Origin of the sequence: Oceanospirillum sanctuarii (genome assembly GCF_002150805.1) — a bacterium.
Classification (GTDB): Bacteria; Pseudomonadota; Gammaproteobacteria; order Pseudomonadales; family Halomonadaceae; genus Oceanospirillum; species Oceanospirillum sanctuarii.
On sequence record NZ_MTBA01000001.1, the window covers coordinates 174,321 to 195,789 of the forward strand.

The following is a 21,469-nucleotide window of genomic DNA, read 5'->3' on the forward strand; positions in this document are numbered from 1 at the left end:
CGAAATAAATCAGTCATTGCGGTAGATGGTTTCTATCAGGTGAAAGCCAAACTTGGTTTTAACCGGACCATGAACCGTCAGGATCGGTTTGGTGAAAACCACATTGTCGAATGGCTTGACCATAGCACCACGGCGAAACTCACCCAGATCACCACCTTTCTTGCCCGATGGGCAAAGGGAGTGCTGTTTAGCCAGCTTGGCAAAGTCGCCACCGACTGCCAGTTTCTTTTTGATCACTTCCGCCTGTTCGCGGGTTTTAACCAGAATGTGTCGTGCGCAGGCAGTGGCCATGATGCTGTCCTCATAAAATTTGGCTTGGTGTTGCTAAGACTTGGCTCAACTGTGCTGAAAGCGAGACTTAGCTGTGCCGAACTTGCGGCTACACCTGTAAAAAGCCGGCCATTATAGCCATTTTTTCCTGCGAAGCAGCAATGTCAGCACAATCGCTGAGCTGAACAGACCGCCGCTGACCCACCAAAAGGCTTCTGAACTGTCGGTTCCCGGCATGCCGCCCACGTTGATCCCCAAAAGTCCGGTCAGAAAGCCCAGTGGAAGGAAAACAGCGGTAATCATCGACAGCAGATAAACCCGCTGGTTACCCAGTTCCGACAGTTGGCTAAGCAGCTCTTCCTGAATTACCACAGCACGTTCCCGCATCGCATCCAGATCTTCCAGATAGCGGATCAAACGGTCGGTGGTTTCCCGAACCTGCAGGCGTTCAGCTTCACTCAGGCCACTGAATCGCTCAGTATGCAGGCGTGCCAGAGCATCCCGTTGCGGTGCCAGATAGCGGCGCAGGGTGATGATCTGACGTCGCAGAGCAGAAAGCTCCACTTTTACTTCGTCATGGCCGCCGGTCAGAACCCGTTCTTCCAGATCGGCCAGCGTCTCTTCGTAGCCTTCCATGGTTTCCCGCATCCGCCAGGTCAGGTTGTCGGTCAGGTCGGCAATAAACTCACCACTGGTTGACGGTGCCTGATGGTTTCGGATCTGGGAGAGCAGATCCTGAATCGATTGCAGCTGGCGCTTACGGGTACTGATGATGCGGTTCTTTTCCACCCAGAGGCGGATGGATACCATGTCGTCCGGATCAGCCTCTGGATTGAGGTTAACCCCGCGAAGCAGCAGCAAAAGCCCGTTGTTAAATGGCGTGCAGCGGGGACGGGTTTCAGTTGCTGTCAGGGCTTCTGCCACTACGGATTCAAGGCCAGATTCCTGTTCCAGCCAGTTCTGAACCTCTTCATTGGTGTAATCCAGATGCAGCCAGAGTAAGCCCTGTTCAGGCTGCCACTGATCAATCTCTTCCGCGGTGAGCGTCTTACCCTTCTGATCATTAAACAGATACGCATGAATTAAACCGGATGATACTGGCATAGGGCTCTCCTTGGTGATCCTTGAACAGCAACAAAAAACAGAAATGTGATAGCGACCTGAGGCTATTTGGCGGAGTGTACGTCCATAATCCATCCGCTGAAAACACTTATTTTCAACGCAAAAAAACACCCTGCTGTGATTCAGCATAGCTGCTTCTCACAGAGGGTGTTTCCGAGCAGGTCAGACCTGACGATGGGATCAGGCTGACCTTTTGGGGTTGCTCTATTTTCTACCTGTTTGCTTTCAGGTTTTATGCGCTAATCGCTTCGCTCAGGGCTTCACGGGCTTCGTTGATTGGCGCTTCGCCTGCAGATACACCAGCCGCTTGTACCAGACGGATATCCTGCAGACCAACAAAGTTCAGAGCCACTTTCAGGTAAGTATCCTGGTGGTTCAGGAACGCGATTGGCGTGTGTGCACGGTAGTCGCCGCCACTTGCAGTGATCACGTAAACCGGACGATCTTTCAGCAGACCCTGCGGACCTGTCTCGGTGTACTGGAAGGTCTCGCCAACACGGGCAATCTGGTCGATCCAGGTTTTCAGACCGGACGTGATAGTGAAGTTGTGCATTGGTGATGCGATAACTACTTCATCAGCAGCGCGCAGTTCGGCAATCAGTTCGTCAGATACTGCCAGCGCTTTGTTCTGTTCTTCAGAACGTTGATCGGCGGGAGTGTAGAAGCCGCCAATGGTTTCTTCAGTCAGGTGCGGAGGAGGGTTGATACCCACATCACGCTGAACAATCTGACCATTCGGGTTGTGGGCTTTCCACTTTTCAACAAACTCAGCAGTCAGGTCGCGGGTGATAGATTGGCTGCTTTTAGGGCTTGAGTGAACGACTAATAATGTTTTCATGGCTTATCCTCTGATTAGGTTCTGGCCAGAAATCACTCAGTTGTTTTGCCGTCTTAAGCTTGATCAGGCTGAGTGGTCTGTCTGGCTTGTTGCTATGGGTGTCATTTTATGCCGAACAAAAAGAAAGAAAATTGCATTAAATAGTGCTATATATTCTACGAAATAGAATTGTTGCAGCTTGAAACCAATAAAATTGAAAGGTTCGCTGTTTTCGGCTGGTAATCTGTCGTTTATTTCGATTTCTTAGAAAGGCAGGGATAAAAGGTGCAAAAGGTAGGGGGCAAAAGGGGTTATGGCGGGGCATAAAACAACTCTGGAACAGTGGCGTATCCTGCAGGCGGTGGTTGATCACGGTGGTTACGCTCATGCCGCTGAGGCGCTGCATCGCAGTCAGTCCTCTCTCAATCATGCGGTTAAAAAGCTCGAACATCAGCTGGGTGTGGAGATTCTGCAGGTTAAAGGCCGCAAGGCTTTTCTGACGGAAGCAGGGGAGGCCCTGTTGCGCCGGTCCCGTGTGCTGACAGAAACCGCTGAAGGTCTGGAGAAACTGGCCGAAAATATCGATATGGGGTGGGAGCCACAGCTGAATATCTGTGTGGAGGCGATCTACCCAAGGGATCTTTTGTTTCGTGCTTTGGCGCGTTTCTATCCGGAAAGTCGCGGCACCCGTATTCGAATTATTGATACGGTGCTGACCGGCAGCGTCGAGCAGATCGTCAATAACAGCGTTGATCTGGCGATTACCGGCCATGTGCCCAAGGGTTATACCTCTGAAGAGCTGTGCCGGGTCGAATTTATGCTGGTGACTCATCACAGTCATGAGCTGGCAACTCTGGGGCAGGCGATCAGCCAGCAGGAACTGGTCAAGCACATGCAGGTGGTGATTAAGGACAATGCCCTTAAGCCATCGGAGTCTCAGGGCTGGCTGAAGTCGGAGCAGCGCTGGACGGTAGACAGCTTCGAGCGGGCCAAACAGATTCTGAAGCACGGACTGGGCTTTTGCTGGATTCCCCGGCATGAAGTCCTGCAGGAGCTGGCAAGTGGCGAGTTTATCGCCCTAGATGTGGATTTCTCCTCCACCCGATCCGGCACCGTGAGTCTTGTGATTCCCGATCCCGATCAGTTAGGGCCGGGGGGCAGACGACTTTATGAGATTCTGATGCAGGAAGGCCGCACCGGGAACTGTAAAAAACATCTGCAAACCTTAGGTGTGCATCAGAGCTAGCCTTTGAGCGCTGCTTAGTGCGCGCGTCAGGCGGTAAACAGAAAAACAAAGCATAAACAAATAGCTTATGCGCCCTTCAGGGCATATCTATCCTGTTCTGGCTTGGGCTATAATTGCGTCAATTATGAATCAATAGGAGTAAGCAATGGTTCTGCAACGGTTAAGGACTCTTGTTTCGCGAGCCATCCAGCTTGTGGCGTTAACTGTGGTGATGTCCGGCACCGCTTCGGCGAATGACAATGCCCTGCTTCAGGCCACCATCGAAATGGATCGTCAGTATATCCCGGCCATGATCTATATCGGGCAGGGTGATCGTGAATCAGCAAGCGATGCGATGATGAAGTTCTCCCAGCAGTGGAGCTCTTTCGTTACCACATTCGCGGTAAACAGTGATGACCCTGAGTGGCAGCACTTTCTGGATATCGCTTCCGGTATGGTGAGCGAAGCCTTTATCGATGTTCAGCAGGGTGATCTGGAAAGTGCCGAGAAACAGCTGGCAGCGGTAACGGTGACTCTGCATGGCCTGCGTGAGCGTAACGGCATCAGCTACTACGTTGATGAGCTGAACGCTTACAAGCCTTATATGGATGCCATGATCGAAGTTGCTGACAACAAAACCGGCAAGCGCTTTACCAAAGCGCAGATCAAAACCCTGCAGAAGAACTGGGCTCAGGTTTGGCCCCGTTGGGAAGCGATTCGTCATCACGTAAGTCGTGCTAAGTTTGATCAGCAGTTGTTCGGTTTCACCGATGATCGTTTTGTTGAGCTGAAGCAGGCGGTTGCTCAGGAGCAGATGGCACTGAACAATATGCGTGAAGCTCTGCGTGGTGGTTCCCATCAGGATATGGCAGATGCGGCAATCGGTCTGGAAGCAGGATTTATGCGTACCTACCGTGCCTTTGGCGATATGCCGTTCGAATAGATCTCTGCTCTGTCTTTCGTCCTATCGAGACAAAGAAAACCGCGCTGTCCATATAAAGAAAGTCAGATAAACAAAAAGCCAGCCCGCTGTTAAGCGGGCTGGCTTTTTTGTGGCTGACGCTTTTACCGACTAGCTGTTTTTAGTCTTCAAGAGCTGCCAGAGCCAGTGACTCTGCAACGCGGATACCATCGATACCCGCAGACCAGATACCACCGGCATAACCTGCACCTTCACCTGCCGGATACAGACCTTCCACATTGATACTCTGATAGTCTCTGCCGCGCTTAATACAAACCGGGGAGGAAGTACGGGTTTCGACACCGGTCAGCAGACCATCATCTTTGGCAAAGCCACGAATCTGACGGTTAAATGCCGGAATCGCTTCACGGATCGCTTCAGTGACAAAGTCCGGAACCACCTTGCTCAGATCGGTCAGAGTGATACCCGGCGTGTAGGACGGCTGCACTTCACCCAGTTCAGAACTTGGCTTGCCGGAAAGGAAATCACCGATCAGCTGAGCCGGAGCGTGGTAATTTTCACCGCCCGCTTTGAATGCCGCTTCTTCCAGACCGCGCTGCAGATCGATACCTGCCAGTGGGTGACCCGGATAATCTTTTTCCGGTTCGATGCCCACCACGATGGCGCTGTTGGCGTTGCGCTCGTTACGGGAGTACTGACTCATGCCGTTAGTCACCACGCGACCCTCTTCAGAGGTCGCTGCCACAACGGTACCGCCCGGACACATACAGAAGCTGTAAACGCTGCGGCCATTTTTGCAGTGATGTACCAGCTTATAATCTGCTGCACCCAGAATCGGGTGACCGGCGTTATCGCCAAAGCGGCACTGGTCGATCATGCTCTGTTCGTGTTCGATACGGAAGCCAACGGAGAAAGGTTTGGCTTCGATATAGACGCCCTGATCGTACAGCGCCTGGAAGGTGTCACGGGCACTGTGACCGACTGCCAGCACCACGCGGGAGCATTTCAGATACTCGCCTGTGGACAGGTGCAGGCCTTTCAGTTTGTAGCCGTCACCTTTCTCATCCAGATCCAGTTTTTCAACCCGGGTGCTGAAACGCACTTCACCGCCCAGATCGATGATCTGCTGGCGCATTTTTTCCACCATATTCACCAGTCGGAAGGTGCCGATATGGGGCTTGCTGACGTACATGATCTCTTCCGGCGCACCGGCGGCGACAAACTCGTTCAGTACCTTGCGGCCATAGTGCTTGGGATCTTTTACCTGGCTGTAGAGTTTACCGTCTGAGAAGGTTCCGGCACCGCCTTCACCAAACTGCACGTTAGATTCAGGATTCAGTGGCTGCTTACGCCAGAAACCGAAGGTGTCTTTGGTACGTTCACGCACCGCTTTACCGCGCTCCAGTACAATCGGCTTAAAGCCCATCTGCGCCAGAATCAGTGCGGCAAACAGACCGCAGGGGCCAAGGCCGATCACCACAGGGCGCTCTTTCAGATCTGCAGGGGCTTCGGCAACAAACTTGTAGGTCATATCCGGCGTAACGCGAATGCTCTGATCTTTAGCAAAGCGCTCCAGCAGCTTGTCCTGATCAGCCACTTCAACATCTAAGGTGTAGATCAGCTGGATATCACTTTTCTTACGTGCGTCATAACCCCTTCTGAAAACATTGAAGGACTGCAATTGCGGCTTCTTAATGGACAGCTTCTGCAGAATCGCTTGCTCCAGAGCCTGTTCATCATGGTTAAGAGGGAGTTTGATATCGGTTAAACGCAACATAAATAAAAGTACTCGTTTACTTTTCAGGACGGTGCCAAAGACAAACTGCGCATTCTAAAGCAGTTGCCGGGGTTTAGGTAGATGCAGTTGCCGGGGGTTAGGTGGATAGCGAGGGCTTTTAAGAGGTGCAAAAAACTTGAGTTTTAAGTGAGCTACATTACACTTGCCGCCAACAAAAAATGATGGAGATTTCAGCCCGCAATGGCCTTCGTAGTGACCGACAATTGCATTAAATGCAAGTACACCGACTGTGTTCCTGTTTGCCCGGTGGATGCCTTTTTTGAAGGCCCGAATTTTCTGGTGATTGATCCGGTGATCTGTATCGATTGCGGGTTGTGCCTGCCTGAGTGTCCGGCAGAAGCCATCTATCAGGATATCGAGCTGCCGCCTGAGCAACTGATCTATAAAGAACTCAATGCTGAGTTATGTGAGAGCTGGCCGAATATTACCCAGCTGAAAGCGCCGCCGGAAGATGCCAATGACTGGAACGGTGTGCCGGATAAACTGCATCTGCTTGAGCGTTAAGGGCATTCAGCCCTTAACGTCGTTTCCGATATTAAGGGCTTAGCTCTTAAAACCCTTGCCCACAATATAGACTTCACGTGAACGCGGACGGGATGCGGCAGGTTTACGGATGTAGACCTTATCAAACGAGCTGCGCACATCCTTCAGGTATTCATCATAACCAACGCCCTGGAACACCTTGGCGCAGAAGTTACCGCCGGGTTTTAACACGTTGCGCGCCATATCCAGTGCCAGTTCCACCAGATACATGGATGAATACTGATCGGTAGCATTCACGCCACTCATATTGGGTGCCATATCGGAGATCACGGTATCTACCGGTTGACCATCCAGCGCATCCAGAATCTCGTTGTAGACTGACTCTTCGGTGAAGTCACCCTGAATAAAGGTCACATCCTCAAGTACATCCATCGGCAGAATATCCGACGCGATCACACGACCGTTATCACCCACAACCGGCGCTACGATCTGAGACCAGCCACCCGGTGCGGAGCCGAGATCGATCACAACACTGCCGGGGCGGTACAGTTTATCTTTCTCGTTAATCTCTATCAGTTTGTAACTGGCACGGGAACGATAGCCATCAAGCTGGGCTTTTTTTACATAAGGATCGTTAACGTGTTCGTCCAGCCATTTCTGACTGGTTTTTGATCTGGCCATGGGGAGGTGACTCTGCTGTCGTTAAAACGGCGCGTATTGTAAACTTTCGCCCCTGAATTGCAAAACACTGGCACACCGTTCCAAGCCTGATGTGTATTAAGAGCCAAATAGGCAGGTAAATGAAATTAGACGACGTTAAAAAGCTACACCAGAAGAAATATCGAACACAGCTGGGCCATTATCTGGTGGAAGGCGAGCATCTGGTTCTGGAGCTGCAAAAAGCCCTGAAACAGCAACCATCAGCAGCCAATGTCACGCTCTACATCACCGAAGCCCATCAGGGGTGGGCGGCTGAGTTGGGTGCTGGCTTTAAGCCGGTAGTTGTCAGTGAAAAACAGATGGCTCAGATGAGCGATACCAAAACCCCGCAGGGCATTATCGCCTGTGTGCCGCTGCCGGATCTGAGTGCTCAGCCTGATCGGGCTTCCGGGTCGGAAGAGCGTTGCATCTATCTGCATGAGGTACAGGATCCGGGCAATCTGGGGACTATTATTCGTACGCTGGCCTGGTTTGGTAACTTCCGTCTGTTGCTGAGTCCGAACAGTGTTGATCCCTTTAATTCCAAGGTGGTTCGCGCCAGTATGGGGGCAATCTTCCATCTGCCGATTGAGCTGGATGTGCCCCTTGAGAGCTTATCCGCACGTTTTGACCGCTTTGCCTACCTCGACCTGCAGGGCGAACAGTTAAGCCATCCTGAGTTTGGCAATTACCAGTGCTACCTGTTTGGTAATGAGGCGCGGGGCGTACCGTCAGATGCGCTGTCGGCATTCAATGCCGATGCTTATACCATTCCGGGTAGTGGCAGTATTGATTCGCTGAATCTGGCAAGTTCTGTGGGTATTACGTCTTATCAGCTATCTATGGCGAAATAGCCGGTTAATCGTAAGCTTTAGTAGGTTCGAAAAAGAAAGGGTGATCAGCGGATCACCCTTTTTTATTGCCTATCCGTTAAAGGCTCGCCACCGGAAGGCACTGGCTCTGGTTCGACAGGAACTGGTCGATAGTTCTTACCGCCGGAGCCTTCTTAGCCGCAGCATTATCAGCAAGTCCACTCAGATGCACCAACGTGCTGCGAACTGCATCATCCCGACTGATACTGAGGCGAGGGCACTGCTGCGCCACCAGATCGTAAATACCAAGAATATAGCTGCTGCACTGGCCGGACTGAAACGCCGACATCAGCGATTGACTGCCTTCCATCAGAGGTTGGCACTGGTGCTTCAGCTGTTCTGTCGTCAGCATGCCGCTTGGTAGCGGTTTGGCAGAAGCATCAGTTTGAGCCTGTACCTGTGCCGACAGCGCCAGAGCGCCAATGCAAACAGAAGAGATCAGGTGTTTTAACACTGCTTTTACACGCAGCCGCAGTGGACAAAGGTAGCCCGCACTTTTCTGTATCCTGAAGATATTAAGCCAGAGATTATCCGGTGCCTTGGGTTTAGAAATAAAGTGTCTGGATATAAGAGGCTTGGAAAAGAGAGCCTTGGCAATCACTCCATCGGCAGGGTGGCCGTAGACCTGCGGGCCATTAACCGGAGCCGGTGGCAGGGCTGCGCCATGAAGATCCTTCTCAGCGCGTTTCTGGGTAAAGCGATCAGGGTTACAGCGGCGGTTTTCTGGGTAGATCATGGTTTATCCTCGTCCGTTTCCGGTCATATCCAAAATTACCTTGGCGCCTGATGTTGCCCGGTGTTCTGTCTGCCTATGTTTGCCAAACAGCGTTTGCTGTTCAGGTCAGGCAGTTTGAACTACCTTGTTATTGCTGCGTGTGCGAAAGCACGGGTTTAAAGCTAACCCTGTAATTTGACTGAACGAGGGCAGAGTGATTTCAGTTTGCTGAAAGATTAAAGGCAGGAGGGTGACAGGAAAGTGAGATATTAAGGTGTAATGTATCGGTATCTTATCTGGCGATTTGTTGAACAATCTGACATCACCCCGCGCAATCCAGCATGATATCGCCCTCGAATCGGCCTATTCAGGAATTATGCACAGAATTGTTCACCGAAATTGTGGACAACTTTTTCTCGGGGCATCTTGCTGTTTTAAAAGCGCTTTTCAGAAAGTGATAAAGATTTTGCCGTGATCTTGCGGGGATCTTGAGGGCTTTGCAGGGCGTTTTGTCCACACCAGTCGATTTCTGCTGCAGAGCAAAATCTGCTGACCAGACCGCGTCAGGCTTAAACGCCTGTTTTACGATACAAATTTTCAAACCTATAAATGGCTTGTGTGCTGCTTTCTGATCATTTATCAGCAGCAAGTCCCATGGATGGCAGATAAAACGGCTGTTAAACTAGCGCCAATTTACGCGCTTATAAACATAAAAAAGGCTAGGTCATGTATAACTTTAGTTTTCAGAACCCAACCAAACTGATTTTTGGCGAAGGCCAGATTAGCAAGATCGCTTCCTCTATCCCTAAAGACAAAAAAGTACTGGTGATTTACGGTGGCGGCAGTATTAAAACCAATGGTGTTTACGATCAGGTAGCTGCAGCGCTGGCGGAACATCAATGGACTGAGTTTGGCGGTATCGAGCCAAACCCGGGTTTTCACACTTGTCTGAAAGCTCTGGAACAGATCAAAGCCGATGGCAGTGAGTTCCTGTTGGCCGTAGGCGGTGGTTCTGTGGCGGATGCCACCAAGTTTATCGCCGGTGCAGCCTGCTTTGAGGGTGATCCTCTGACTATTCTCACCGAAGGTGCCAAGGTTCGTAAGGCGCTGCCACTGGGTGTGGTTCTGACCCTGCCGGCAACCGGTTCTGAAAGTAACCCGAACGGTGTTGTTACCCGTTACGAAACTCAGGACAAAATGCCCTTCTACAGTCGTGCGCTGTATCCGCAGTTCGCCATTCTTGATCCAACCGTGACTTACTCTCTGCCAGCCAAGCAGGTGGCGAACGGTATCGTGGATGCTTTTGTTCACACCGTAGAGCAGTATCTGACCTTCCCGGTGGGGGCGGATCTGCAGGATCGTTTTGCAGAAGGCATTCTGCGTACTCTGATGGATAACGGCCCTAAAGCCCTGTCTGAGCCAAAGAACTACAACGTACGTGCTAACGTGATGTGGTCAGCGACCATGGCGCTGAATGGTCTGATCGGTCTGGGCGTACCGCATGATTGGTCAACGCACTTTATCGGCCATGAGCTGACCGCGCTGCACGGTCTGGATCACGGTCAGACGCTGGCGGTGATTCTGCCAGCCATGATGGAAGAGAAGCGCGAGCAGAAGCGTGAAAAACTGCTGCAATACGCCCGTGAAGTGCTGGCGATTGAACACGGCACCGAAGATGAGCGTATCGACCGTGCTATCGAAGAGACCCGTGCGTTCTTCGAATCTCTGGGTATTCAAACCCGCCTGAGCGACTACAACGTGGGTGAGGACGATATTCCGCCGATGATTGAAGCGCTGAAAAAGCACAATATGATCGCACTGGGTGAACATCAGGATGTGACCCCAGAAGTCAGTGCTGCGGTACTGAAGCGCTGCCTGTAATCGGGTAAGCGCTTCTTTGGCGCAGAGATCAAAGCAAGATCGTCAAAAAGACCGCTGATTGAGCGGTCTTTTTTTATAGCTGATCTTTATGGCTGGTCTTTTTATAGATGGTCTTATCTGGCTGTATAGAGTGACTCGGGGAGGGGCGAAAATAACCCTGATAGGATAGTGGTTTATCAGGCGGTGCTGATATGTAAAATCAGCATCTGTCAATGTGATGTTGGTGTTATATCGGATTTTAGTAGAGTGGCGGTATACTGCGCTTCCTCAGTTTGCTGGCGGTTTCAGTAACGGCATGATCTGAAAAGAGAAGATCTAAAAACAAGCTTGAAAAAAAGCACACTCAGACATGTACTGAAACACCCAACAGAAGTGACAAACATAAGTCACCGTTAGCGCAGCTTGGTTGCAGAGAAATCGGGATAAAAAAAGCCCGGCCTGCAGCGAGAGATGCAGCCGGGCAAACAACTTTCCGAGGGATAAAAACAACTTACACTTTTCGCAAGAAAAGCATTTTTACTGCGGTTGCACGACCGGCAGTAAAAAAATGGCCCGGTAAATGCGGATTACCGGGCCGAATGGTATCCGGTCAGCAGGGTGTCGAAATGACCGGTGTCGACCACCTGAGTATTCATTACAAGCAAGCATGAATCAGAGGGAAACCTCAGGTGCCATCCACGTGTTAAATAATAGATAAACCCCCTTTGATTAAAAATCTCACCGAATCAATATAAAGTTTTGTTTGCAACAAACTTTTGTCGAATTCCCCCGCCGAATAAAATATCCTTGCAGATATCGGGTATCTGGCACACTCCTTTGGTACACTAGCCGCTCCGATACATACCCCATATTCCATCTTATTTTTCAGGCAGTTGCAGTTCCTATGAGTGCTAAGAGTGCGAAAAACTACTCACTGGGTCAGGTGGGTGACTATGAGATCAAACAGCTCAAAGTATTTAAAACCGTAGCCGACTGCGGAGGCTTTTCAGCCGCAGAAACCGCGCTGAATATCGGTCGCTCGACCATTAGTCTGCACATCTCCAATCTGGAATCCCGTCTTAATCTGGTGCTGTGTAAGCGTGGACGTTCCGGCTTCTCGCTGACAGAAGAGGGCGAAGTCATCTACAAGATGACCGAAAACCTACTGGACTCGCTGGATGCGTTCCGCATGACGGTAAACAACCTCAACTCCAGTTTGACCGGTCGCCTGAAAATCGTCCTGTCCGATACCGTGAGTCTTGATCCCCGTATCGGCTTCCCGGAGCTGATCGAAACCTTCGCGGATGAAGCCCCCGGTGTTCACCTGGCAAACGACGTGGCCTCTATGGCTGAGATCGAGCGCATGGTGCTGAATGATCGTGCGGATGTCGGCTTTATTCCTTGCCACCGCAAGCTGGAAGGTCTCGACTATATCGACCTGTTCAGTGATACCTGCCGTCTGTATGTCAGCAGCAAACATCCTGTGGCTGCACTGCCGGATGAAGAACTGACCGACGAGCTGATCAACAGCCTGCCGCTGGTTCACGCAGGTCTGAAGCCTCACGAATCTGTTGATGAACTGATGACCGGTCTGAATCGCGCCGCCGAGGCTTACTTCTACGAAGGCCGACTGGCGATGATTCTCTCCGGCAAGTTTATCGGCTTCCTGCCCGAGGGTTACGCCCAATCCTACGTGGATGATGGCCTGATCCAGCCCCTGACACCGGAAGAGCGTTATTACGAACTGCCGATGACGGCCATCTGGAAGAAAACTGCACAGCCAAGCAAACCCCGCGAATTGTTCCTACGCATCCTGCGCGAACGCTTTAATACCGGTGAGTGATCGCTGGCTGTAGGCTGGGGTAATCAACGCAAACTCCAGCGCATAGTCTTGCATAGAAAAGCCCGCTGTTTACCCTCCCGATGGGAGCTGTAAACAGCGGGCTTTTTGATTTCTGTGGTTTCGTCACTAACGACTACGCCCGTCTAGTTCCCGCTGCTCCGCGAGGGAATACATACCAACGCCGTAACCAACCTCGTTCCCACCGCTCCGCGTGGGAATGCATACCCTGTAATCTTCTGGTGTCATAATCCGTCAGACTTTAGCCTTGTATAGCGGTTTTGCTAATTAAGATAAGCTGTAAAATCAACGAATTAATGAAATCGTAGCCGCCCTTTTTGAAAGCGCAGGCCGCGTCTGCTCTTAAGGTAAAGGGCGTGATAACGCGTATGCGCGTTTAGCAGGGAAGCAGTCAGATCAGAAAATGGATTTTTCCTTTCTAATCAAAGTCTTTTCTAATTTTTAGACGTTATATTTAAATTGTCGAACTTGCATGCTTGATATTAAAAAGCAGTGGCGAATAAGTCAGTGCGGTAGCCTGGGCTTTATTAGCCAGAGGCGTTCGTTAACAAAGAGTAGAGGACGCCTGATTATTTGCAGGTAGTATCAAAGATGACACGACAGGTTGAACCTGTGATCTGGCCACTCTGGCCCTAACATAGTTCCGATAAAAGAAAGCTAAAATGATTAGAACTAGATCAGCGAAGCTCGAACGCCCGATTAAAATCCGAATAGATGGCTGTAAACCTTTTATGTTATCGGAAAATACTTGCTTAAATAGGAGTATCAATAGATGTAATGACTTTTCCGGATACACTTGTCATTGCGTTTTTTGAGATTTGAATAAAGGAAATATTTCAGTGGCAATTATATTCCAGAAGCTTGTTAGGCCTGGTCAACTCCCCCCTCAAGCTTTTAATACGGCCTACCTGCAACCTAATACTTGGGATGATTTCGGTTATAAGACGCTATTTACCCTTACCGTCTTTGATGAACAAGGTAATAAGCAAGAACTCGGTAATCTTAAGATCGGATTTATCGGCCAATATGGAGGGTGGACAGATCAGCAGATCGACGAACAGTTCGATGTGTTGCCTGACAATTTTTATTCTCTAGGCCAAGATGCCGACTATTACCAAACTCTTGTTAATAGTCTCACTGGGAATATGGCTATTGATATACTAAATGCTCTAGGTGATGTCGTTCATGATCAAAACCGTCTGGCTGTAGCTGAGAATGAAGGTGCTTTTAATACCTCGTTAACGAGGACGGTTAATCGCTCCACTATAGAGCAGCAGTTTCGAAGAATCCTGCGCGGCGAGGCCCCCCTTACAGATTATGACTTCTTTTATGAAAAGGCTGCCAATGATCGTTATTCTGGCATCGAGGTTGAATTTCAAGTAAATCCAAATACCAAGCCTTCTTCCAATATCCACATATTGATTGGTCGTAATGGAGTGGGGAAAACAACCCTGTTAAATAATATGGTAGATGCACTTGTTCCTGATAGAGGTGCGGTGGAGGAGACAGGATATTTTGCTACTCGCTCTGCATGGGCAGGTGCTGCCGCACTCCATGAGAATTATTTTGCTGGAGTGGTCTCTGTATCTTTTAGTGCATTTGATCCTTTTACCCCCCCTGTTGATCAACCAGATGCAAATGCAGGAATGCGTTATTACTATGTTGGGTTAAAAAAACGTCTTGCTCAGCAAGAACAGGTTCAGTGGGGGTTGAAAGATAAAGGCGATCTATGTCGAGATTTTACTAGCAGTTTGAAACTGTGTTTTTCATTGACTGCTAAAAGAGATAGGTGGGTTAATGCTGTTAGAAAGCTAGAGTCGGACTTTAATTTTGCCGAAATGGACTTATGTCAGCTCACTAATGTATATGATAATGATTTATCAGATACAAAAGTGCAGTTTTCTGAAAGAGCCTCCGCGCTGTTTGATAGGATGAGCTCAGGCCATGCCATTGTACTTTTGTCCGTTACAAAACTGGTTGAAACCGTAGAAGAAAAAACCTTAGTCCTCCTTGACGAACCAGAAAGCCATCTTCATCCACCACTACTTTCCGCATTCACTAGAGCCTTATCTGATTTGCTTGTTAATCGTAATGGCGTAGCGATTATTGCTACCCATTCGCCAGTCGTATTGCAGGAAGTCCCAAAATCATGTGTATCTATTCTCAGAAGAACTCGACTGGTTTCAAATGTTGACAGGCCGGAAAGTGAAACTTTTGCTGAGAATGTGGGAGTTTTGACGCGTGAGGTTTTCGGGTTAGAGGTATCCAAATCAGGTTTTCATAATTTATTGGCAGCCTCAGTGGATGAAGGTAAGAGCTATGAAGAAATAGAGCAGGAATACCAAAACCAGCTGGGCTTTGAGGGTAAAGCGATACTACGATCTATGGTTTTGCTTCGGGACTCACGAGGGAGGGCTGATGGATGAGAGCTATGATTCCACCTGGTGAAGATTCGCGAGTGGTTTACCAAACGTGTATTAATAGCATTGCAGACGATAACTTGCGTAATCGTCTAAATGCATTGGCCAATGATATTGGTGTATCAGCAGATGACTATCAGCAAAGAGCTACTGCTAAACGGCTGTATACCATTCCACCCAATGATTGCGGAAATAATGATATAGCCTTAGGTGCGGTGACAAAGAAGGAGCTTAAGGGGGTGTATAGTAGCCATATGGTAGCTAAAACCAAGCCTGCAAGGGCGATATATGACTTGTTGTTATCGCGGGCACCATTAGGTCGATGCCCATTTTGTGGAATGGGGCATGCGTCTACTTTGGATCATTATCTACCGAAAACCAAATATCCTCAGTTATCGGTTGTGCCACTAAATCTTGTGCCTTCCTGTAAGGATTGTAATACGGGGAAGAGCACAGCTGTAGCGACCATTGCAGGTGACCAGTGCTTGCACCCTTATTTTGATCAACAGAATTTTATTGATGAACAATGGCTTTTTTCAGAAGTAATTCATACGACACCTGCGACTGTCCGCTTCTATGTTCAAGCACCGGATTACTGGGATGATATTTCTAAGGCGAGAGTTCAGGCTCATTTTAGAGACTTTAAATTAGCTTCCCGGTATTCGATAGAAGCTGGAAATCAGATTGCTTGTTTGAGAGATACTTTGTCTCGCTACAAAGAGTTATTGGGTGTTAAGGGAGTAAGGCAACACTTAACGATTGAGGCTCAAGCAGCCGGTCAACAGCATAAAAACTCATGGCAAACAGCTATGTTCCAAGCTCTTGCAGGTAGTGACTGGTATTGTGATAGTGGTTTTTTGTGAGCTTTTTAGCTGGAATCTCTAGTACAAGTTATAACAAGCCATTAAGTAGGATGTAACCTCGCTGCACCTCTGCTGACGGCATTAAATGAAAAAAACACGCAGGGCATGGAAGCCAGTCCAGTAGGGGAGTGCTTGGTAAATCCCTTTTCACTCTCCCAAACCCCACCCAAAAAAATACCCCGGCCTAGGCCGGGGTATTGGGTATCACTCTAGCGTGCTTAATAGTATTAAGCGTGCTCAGCGATCATCTTAGCCAGGATATCCAGACCTTCGTTCAGCACTTCGTCGCTCATAGTCAGAGCTGGCAGGAAGCGGATAACGTTAGCGCGGATACCGCAAGACAGCAGAATCAGACCGTGCTTAGGAGCAGCAGCTACCAGAGCTTTAGTCAGCTCAGGGTTTGGCTGGTCGATGTCGCCGTTCTGGATCAGTTCCATAGCAACCATAGCGCCTGCGTTACGAACGTTACCAATGATCTGAGAGTGCTCTTCTTTCAGAGCGTTCAGACGCTGGTTCATCTGCTCGCCGATTGCCGCTGCGCGTGCAACCAGGTTCTCTTCTTTGATTACGTCCAGTACTGCCAGTGCAGCTGCACACGCAACAGGAGAACCTGCGTAAGTGCCGCCCAGACCGCCAGCAGGAGAAGAATCCATAACCGCTGCTTTACCAACTACTGCAGACAGTGGGAAACCACCCGCGATACCTTTAGCCATAGTCATCAGGTCTGGTTCAACGTCAGCGTGCTCGATAGCGAACATCTTACCGGTACGACCGAAACCGTTCTGGATCTCGTCAGCGATCAGCATGATGCCGTGCTCGTCACAGATCTTACGCAGTTCCTGCAGGAACGCAGCAGGAGCCTGGTAGAAACCACCTTCACCCTGTACTGGCTCGATGATGATCGCAGCAACCTGAGACGCTTCGATGTCGCAAGTGAACAGCATTTTCAGAGCTTTCAGAGAGTCTTCGATGCTTACACCGTGCAGTTCGTTCGGGTAAGGAGCGTGGTAAACGCCAGCTGGGAAAGGACCGAACTGAGCTTTGTAAGGAACCACTTTACCGGTCAGCGCCATAGTCATGTTAGTACGACCGTGGAAGCCACCGTTGAATGCGATGATGCCCGGACGACCAGTGTGAGCACGTGCGATTTTCACACAGTTCTCAACCGCTTCAGCACCAGTAGTAACGAAGATAGCTTTCTTGTCGCCAGAGATAGGAGCGATTTCAACCAGCTTCTCAGCCAGCTCAACTGCAGGCTCGTATGGAGTAACAGTGATGCAGGTGTGAGTCAGGTTTTCAACCTGGCTTTTAACAGCGTCAATCACTTTAGGGTGGCAGTGACCAGTGTTCAGTACTGCGATACCTGCTGCGAAGTCGATGTAGCGGTTGCCTTCAACGTCCCACATTTCAGCGTTTTTAGCACGCTCAACGTAAACAGGTGCCAGGTTGCCTTGGCCTACAGCGAAAACTTTGTTCTTACGATCCTGCAAAGATGCATTAGTTGACATGATGTACTCCACAAATAAAGGTCTGCCGTGGCAAACCACACACAAAAAGGGAATGCAGGTGCTCAGTTGTGAGCACCTGAGGCTGAAAGGGGATTCTTAGCGAATGCCACCCAGCAGCATGTATTTGATTTCCAGGTATTCATCCAGACCGTACTTAGAACCTTCACGGCCAGTACCGGACTCTTTAACACCACCGAAAGGTGCAACTTCGGTAGACAGGATGCCGTCGTTTACTGCAACCATGCCGTACTCCAGACCTTCGGAAACACGCCAGATGCGGCTCATGGTTTCGGAGTAGAAGTAAGCAGCCAGACCGAATGGAGTGTTGTTAGCAATTTCGATCGCTTCTTCTTCAGTTTCGAAACGAACGATAGGTGCTACAGGACCAAAGATCTCCTGAGTGAATACCGGCATGTCCTGAGTTACGTTGGACAGGATAGTCGGGGTGTAGAACAGCTCACCGTGGGAGTGACGCTCACCACCGGTTACAACAACAGCGCCCTGCTCAACAGAGGCTTTAACCAGAGTGTCTACTTTGTCGATTGCCGCTTTGTTGATCAGAGGGCCAACTTCAACGCCTGGAGTTGTACCGTTACCGATCTGCATCTCTTTAACGCGCTTAGCCAGCTTCTCAGCGAACTCGTCATGTACACCGGCCTGAACCAGCAGACGGTTAGCACATACACAGGTCTGACCTGCGTTACGGTATTTGGAAGCGATTGCGCCTTCTACAGCAGCGTCGATGTCGGCATCGTCAAATACGATGAACGGAGCGTTACCACCCAGTTCCATAGAGGTTTTCTTAACTGTGTCTGCACACTGCTTCATCAGCAGTTTGCCAACCGGAGTAGAACCAGTGAAGCTCAGCTTGCGAACGATAGGGCTGGAAGTCAGCTCGCCACCGATAGCCGCAGCGCTAACGCCGGTTACTACGTTCAGTACACCTGCTGGTACGCCGGCACGGTGTGCCAGTTCAGCCATTGCCAGTGCACAGAAAGGAGTTTCTTCAGATGGCTTGATCACGATAGTACAACCCGCTGCCAGTGCAGGAGCTGCTTTACGGGTGATCATAGCAACCGGGAAGTTCCAAGGCGTGATCGCAGCAACAACACCGATAGGCTGTTTAACAGTCAGGATGCGCTTGTCGCCAGCGTGGGATGGGATAACGTCACCGTAGGCACGACGACCTTCTTCCGCGAACCACTCGATGAAAGAAGCACCGTACATCACTTCGCCCATCGCTTCTTTCAGCGGCTTGCCCTGCTCGATAGTCATCAGCAGACCCAGATCTTCCTGAGCAGCAACCATCAGGTCGAACCACTTCTTCAGGATAACAGCACGCTCTTTAGCGGTTTTTGCTTTCCAGGAAACCATTGCTTTGTCAGCAGCTTCAATCGCCTGACGGGTTTCTTCTGCACCCAGGTCAGCAACATCTTCAATGTGCAGGCCAGTAGCCGGGTTTTTAACGCTGAAGGTTTTACCGCTCTGAGCGTTAACCCATTCACCGTTGATGTAAGCCTGTGTCTTAAGTAGCTGTGGATCTTTTAATTTTAGTAACATGTTTTGCTCCAACTTCCTGGCACATAAAGCAGTAATTCGCCGGCAGGGGATTAAGTCCGGACATAGAAGTCCAAGACAAGTGCTGCCAAAGTACGTGCAGTCTAGTGAACGGCCAGATTTTAAAAAATGAGTAACAATCAACGCATAGTTTGGTTAAGGCTGAACAATTGCTTTTAAGCGCTTCTGTCCCGGATCGGCCTTATCTAACTCTGGCGCTGCAGCCCGCGAAAGACGTGGGCTACAGCGCCTTTGTCCTTTTTCGCTTTCTATACAGTAAAGGCTTCCGTCAGTTTTTCCAGTTGTTCCGCACGCTGATAGGTTGCGCGGGTGTTGTCTGAGATCTGACGGTTGGCCTGATTGTTGTTCTGAATTTCACCGGCGATGCTGTCCATGTTCTGCGCCATATCCCCTGTGGTAAGGGCAACTTCACGGATTGCCTGACCGATAGCGTTGGCCTGTTCGGCGGCATCTGAGGTTTGCTGTTCGATATGACGGATCGCATCTTCTGCTTTCTGACTCAGCTGGCGACCGGTTTCAACCTGAGTGCGGCTCTGGTTGATGGCGTTCACCACATCCCGGGTGCCCTGCTGAATACGTTCAATCTTCTCGGTGATGCTGGCGGTGGCGTTTACGGTCTGTTCTGCCAGTGTGCGTACTTCATCGGCAACTACGGCAAAACCACGACCGGCTTCACCGGCGCGGGCAGCTTCAATGGCGGCGTTCAGTGCCAGCAGGTTGGTCTGTTCGGCAACCCCCTGAATCAGTTCGATAACGGTATCGATCTCTTTGGATTGCTCACCCAGCTGCTCAACGGATTGACTGGTGCTTTCAAAGGCGGCCGCTACAGACTGCAGAGATTCCAGCGCCTGTGAGATCACCTGTGCGCCATCCAGCGCAGAGTCGTGGGCACTTTGGGTGGCTTCGCTTACCTGCAGGCCGCTTTGGGCGATCTGTTCGGTGGTAACGCTGATCTCTTCGGTCGCAGCAACCAGTGAAGTACTGCGCTGGCTGATGGTTTCACTGCTCTGCTGAATATTCTGCTGCGAGTGATCGGTCTCATCGGAGATCTGTTTCAGGCTGTGGGTGCTGGTTTTGATATGGCTGACCAGATCATGAATCTGGCTGCACATGCTGTTGGTGGCATCTGCCAGCTGATTAAACTCATCGCTCGGGTTAGAGCCTTTCACCATACGGGTGGTCAGGTCGCCGGAAGCGATCTGGTTCAGGGCACTCAGGGCGCGCTGCATATTGCGGGAGATAGAGGTGGCTACCGAACCGATAATGGCGGTGGCGATCACCACCAGTAACAGGCTGCCGATAATCAGGCTGCTGCGGGCGCTGTCACGGGTCTGCTGTACGTTCTGCTGCGCTTCTTCTGCCAGTATATCCACCAGACGGTGAGTTGCTTGCTGAATCTGATCGTTCAGCTGGTTACGCAGCTGGCTCAGTTTGGCTTCATCTTTTGCCTGCTTCAGTTTCACAACTGCCATCGCCAGATAGGCGGTCTCGTAGCGGTCGGCATCTTCGGCAAACATATCTTCAAAGTTAAAGGCGCGCATATCGCTGCGCAGCTTTTCAATCAGATCAAGAACCGCCTGCTGATGGGCCTGATCGGAGTTGATCAGGAAGTCTTTTTCAGCATTGCGGATCTCTTTAAAAGTGCTGGAGAAGCTGTCCAGAATGCCCAGTTTTTCAACCACTTCATTGGCGGTGGTATCCAGCTTTTTAATCAGACCCTGTTCGCCTTCAAGCTTAAGGCTTAATGCGATGCTTTCATCCAGCGTGTTCAGGTAGCCGGGCATCAGATTCAGGATCTCTCCCAGCTGACCACGGGCGGCGGTATCAGCCAGATTGTCACGGGCGCGGGTTAAGGGTGCTTCGTAACTGGCTTTCAGCTGTTTGATGTTTTGCGTGGCCTGAGCCAGCGCCTGATGGTTGGGCTGGTCTTTCAGTTTCTCAAGAATCAGCAGTCGGGACTGCAGCTGGCTGATCTCGGTGCTGGCCTGATTGATCTGGTTTTGTTCGGTGGAGGCATCGTTCATGGTGCCCAGCACAGAGATGCTGTAGATACCCATAATGCCGAAGCCGACGATAATGACGGCAACGATAAGAATCAGCTTCTGTCTGAGCGAGAAGTTGATATTCATCCTGTTCTACTCCTGGTTTTTTAGATGAACTCTTGCTCCGGCATGGCTGCGGAGGGGAGTTTCTTTTCTGGTCTGGGGTGTTTTTTTATTAGTACTTGAGGCTGCGACAGCTCCGGCTTTTGAAGATTAACCGGAGTATCAGACATAGGTTTGCGACTTTAGGGTTTAGGCTTTGGTCTAACAATCGAGGGCCGCCAATGTTTAGTTTGGTTTTTCTGAAACAATACCTCTGACGGGGTATTCGCTGAGGGGCAAAAAAGACTTCTCTCAGATCCTGTTTTGGCCTGAAAACAGGGCGTTAAGGCCGCACAGATCTTGTTAAGGTCC

17 protein-coding genes are annotated in these 21,469 nt (G+C 50.2%); 8 read left to right on the top strand and 9 right to left on the bottom strand.

What is annotated here, in order from left to right; all coding sequences use genetic code 11:
• Positions 1–9 precede the first annotated feature (9 nt).
• The 3 genes from BV405_RS00825 to BV405_RS00835 all read right to left on the bottom strand — a co-directional run bounded on the left by BV405_RS00825 (position 10) and on the right by BV405_RS00835 (position 2,230).
• Entirely contained in the window at positions 10–291 is a 282-nt protein-coding gene (locus BV405_RS00825; protein WP_086478957.1) for a peptidylprolyl isomerase, read from the bottom strand.
• Between the two features lie 111 nt (positions 292–402).
• Complete coding sequence (locus BV405_RS00830) at positions 403–1,374, bottom strand: zinc transporter ZntB (protein ID WP_086478958.1); 972 nt, start codon at positions 1,372–1,374, stop codon at positions 403–405.
• Between the two features lie 250 nt (positions 1,375–1,624).
• Entirely contained in the window at positions 1,625–2,230 is a 606-nt protein-coding gene (locus BV405_RS00835) for an FMN-dependent NADH-azoreductase (RefSeq protein ID WP_086478959.1), read from the bottom strand.
• A gap of 292 nt (positions 2,231–2,522) precedes the next feature.
• Between BV405_RS00835 and BV405_RS00840 the strand changes: the two genes are divergently transcribed.
• Together BV405_RS00840 and BV405_RS00845 are read left to right on the top strand one after the other, a co-directional pair.
• A complete protein-coding gene (locus BV405_RS00840; RefSeq protein ID WP_086478960.1) occupies positions 2,523–3,455 on the top strand; it encodes a LysR family transcriptional regulator in 933 nt (310 codons plus the stop codon).
• A 145-nt stretch (positions 3,456–3,600) separates the two neighbouring features.
• On the top strand, positions 3,601–4,377 hold the full coding sequence (locus BV405_RS00845; RefSeq protein ID WP_140054408.1) for a hypothetical protein: 777 nt from the start codon (positions 3,601–3,603) through the stop codon (positions 4,375–4,377).
• Positions 4,378–4,516: 139 nt separating this feature from the next.
• On the opposite strand, the gene BV405_RS00850 is transcribed toward BV405_RS00845, so the two are convergent.
• Positions 4,517–6,133, bottom strand: a complete 1,617-nt coding sequence (locus BV405_RS00850) for an NAD(P)/FAD-dependent oxidoreductase (RefSeq protein WP_086478962.1) — start codon at positions 6,131–6,133, stop codon at positions 4,517–4,519.
• A 201-nt stretch (positions 6,134–6,334) separates the two neighbouring features.
• Here BV405_RS00850 and fdxA point away from each other — a divergent pair, with 201 nt between their 5' ends.
• On the top strand, positions 6,335–6,658 hold the full coding sequence (gene fdxA, locus BV405_RS00855; protein ID WP_086478963.1) for a ferredoxin FdxA: 324 nt from the start codon (positions 6,335–6,337) through the stop codon (positions 6,656–6,658).
• A gap of 39 nt (positions 6,659–6,697) precedes the next feature.
• Here fdxA and rlmE read toward each other — a convergent pair whose 3' ends face one another.
• Positions 6,698–7,318: a 23S rRNA (uridine(2552)-2'-O)-methyltransferase RlmE gene (gene rlmE, locus BV405_RS00860; protein ID WP_086478964.1), complete on the bottom strand. Its 621-nt coding sequence runs from the start codon at positions 7,316–7,318 to the stop codon at positions 6,698–6,700.
• A gap of 119 nt (positions 7,319–7,437) precedes the next feature.
• Between rlmE and BV405_RS00865 the strand changes: the two genes are divergently transcribed.
• On the top strand, positions 7,438–8,190 hold the full coding sequence (locus tag BV405_RS00865) for a TrmH family RNA methyltransferase (RefSeq protein ID WP_086478965.1): 753 nt from the start codon (positions 7,438–7,440) through the stop codon (positions 8,188–8,190).
• A 76-nt stretch (positions 8,191–8,266) separates the two neighbouring features.
• Here BV405_RS00865 and BV405_RS00870 read toward each other — a convergent pair whose 3' ends face one another.
• Positions 8,267–8,944, bottom strand: a complete 678-nt coding sequence (locus BV405_RS00870) for a hypothetical protein (protein ID WP_086478966.1) — start codon at positions 8,942–8,944, stop codon at positions 8,267–8,269.
• 705 nt (positions 8,945–9,649) lie between these two features.
• Here BV405_RS00870 and BV405_RS00875 point away from each other — a divergent pair.
• From BV405_RS00875 to BV405_RS00890, 4 genes are all read left to right on the top strand, one after another.
• Positions 9,650–10,804 carry an iron-containing alcohol dehydrogenase gene (locus BV405_RS00875; RefSeq protein ID WP_086478967.1) on the top strand — a complete coding sequence of 385 codons (1,155 nt, stop codon included), beginning with the start codon at positions 9,650–9,652 and terminating at the stop codon, positions 10,802–10,804.
• Positions 10,805–11,687: 883 nt separating this feature from the next.
• On the top strand, positions 11,688–12,626 hold the full coding sequence (locus BV405_RS00880; RefSeq protein WP_086478968.1) for a LysR family transcriptional regulator: 939 nt from the start codon (positions 11,688–11,690) through the stop codon (positions 12,624–12,626).
• An 857-nt stretch (positions 12,627–13,483) separates the two neighbouring features.
• Positions 13,484–15,070, top strand: coding sequence for an AAA family ATPase (locus BV405_RS00885; RefSeq protein WP_217895540.1), 1,587 nt, complete (start codon positions 13,484–13,486; stop codon positions 15,068–15,070).
• Entirely contained in the window at positions 15,067–15,927 is an 861-nt protein-coding gene (locus tag BV405_RS00890; RefSeq protein WP_086478969.1) for an HNH endonuclease, read from the top strand. Before BV405_RS00885 ends, BV405_RS00890 begins: the two co-directional genes overlap by 4 nt.
• Before the next feature lie 227 nt (positions 15,928–16,154).
• Here BV405_RS00890 and gabT read toward each other — a convergent pair whose 3' ends face one another.
• The 3 genes from gabT to BV405_RS00905 all read right to left on the bottom strand — a co-directional run bounded on the left by gabT (position 16,155) and on the right by BV405_RS00905 (position 21,142).
• The gene (gabT, locus tag BV405_RS00895) at positions 16,155–17,435 is read right to left on the bottom strand and encodes a 4-aminobutyrate--2-oxoglutarate transaminase (RefSeq protein ID WP_086478970.1); all 1,281 of its coding nucleotides are present in this window, start codon (positions 17,433–17,435) and stop codon (positions 16,155–16,157) included.
• A 96-nt stretch (positions 17,436–17,531) separates the two neighbouring features.
• Positions 17,532–18,995: an NAD-dependent succinate-semialdehyde dehydrogenase gene (locus BV405_RS00900; RefSeq protein WP_086478971.1), complete on the bottom strand. Its 1,464-nt coding sequence runs from the start codon at positions 18,993–18,995 to the stop codon at positions 17,532–17,534.
• A 266-nt stretch (positions 18,996–19,261) separates the two neighbouring features.
• On the bottom strand, positions 19,262–21,142 hold the full coding sequence (locus tag BV405_RS00905; protein ID WP_086478972.1) for a methyl-accepting chemotaxis protein: 1,881 nt from the start codon (positions 21,140–21,142) through the stop codon (positions 19,262–19,264).
• Positions 21,143–21,469 lie beyond the last annotated feature (327 nt).

Coding starts and splice junctions, on each gene's coding strand:
- BV405_RS00825 (WP_086478957.1), bottom strand. CDS start 291: ATGGCCACTGCCTGCGCACGACACATTCTGGTTAAAACCCGCGAACAG.
- BV405_RS00830 (WP_086478958.1), bottom strand. CDS start 1,374: ATGCCAGTATCATCCGGTTTAATTCATGCGTATCTGTTTAATGATCAG.
- BV405_RS00835 (WP_086478959.1), bottom strand. CDS start 2,230: ATGAAAACATTATTAGTCGTTCACTCAAGCCCTAAAAGCAGCCAATCT.
- BV405_RS00840 (WP_086478960.1), top strand. CDS start 2,523: ATGGCGGGGCATAAAACAACTCTGGAACAGTGGCGTATCCTGCAGGCG.
- BV405_RS00845 (WP_140054408.1), top strand. CDS start 3,601: ATGGTTCTGCAACGGTTAAGGACTCTTGTTTCGCGAGCCATCCAGCTT.
- BV405_RS00850 (WP_086478962.1), bottom strand. CDS start 6,133: ATGTTGCGTTTAACCGATATCAAACTCCCTCTTAACCATGATGAACAG.
- fdxA (WP_086478963.1), top strand. CDS start 6,335: ATGGCCTTCGTAGTGACCGACAATTGCATTAAATGCAAGTACACCGAC.
- rlmE (WP_086478964.1), bottom strand. CDS start 7,318: ATGGCCAGATCAAAAACCAGTCAGAAATGGCTGGACGAACACGTTAAC.
- BV405_RS00865 (WP_086478965.1), top strand. CDS start 7,438: ATGAAATTAGACGACGTTAAAAAGCTACACCAGAAGAAATATCGAACA.
- BV405_RS00870 (WP_086478966.1), bottom strand. CDS start 8,944: ATGATCTACCCAGAAAACCGCCGCTGTAACCCTGATCGCTTTACCCAG.
- BV405_RS00875 (WP_086478967.1), top strand. CDS start 9,650: ATGTATAACTTTAGTTTTCAGAACCCAACCAAACTGATTTTTGGCGAA.
- BV405_RS00880 (WP_086478968.1), top strand. CDS start 11,688: ATGAGTGCTAAGAGTGCGAAAAACTACTCACTGGGTCAGGTGGGTGAC.
- BV405_RS00890 (WP_086478969.1), top strand. CDS start 15,067: ATGAGAGCTATGATTCCACCTGGTGAAGATTCGCGAGTGGTTTACCAA.
- gabT (WP_086478970.1), bottom strand. CDS start 17,435: ATGTCAACTAATGCATCTTTGCAGGATCGTAAGAACAAAGTTTTCGCT.
- BV405_RS00900 (WP_086478971.1), bottom strand. CDS start 18,995: ATGTTACTAAAATTAAAAGATCCACAGCTACTTAAGACACAGGCTTAC.
- BV405_RS00905 (WP_086478972.1), bottom strand. CDS start 21,142: ATGAATATCAACTTCTCGCTCAGACAGAAGCTGATTCTTATCGTTGCC.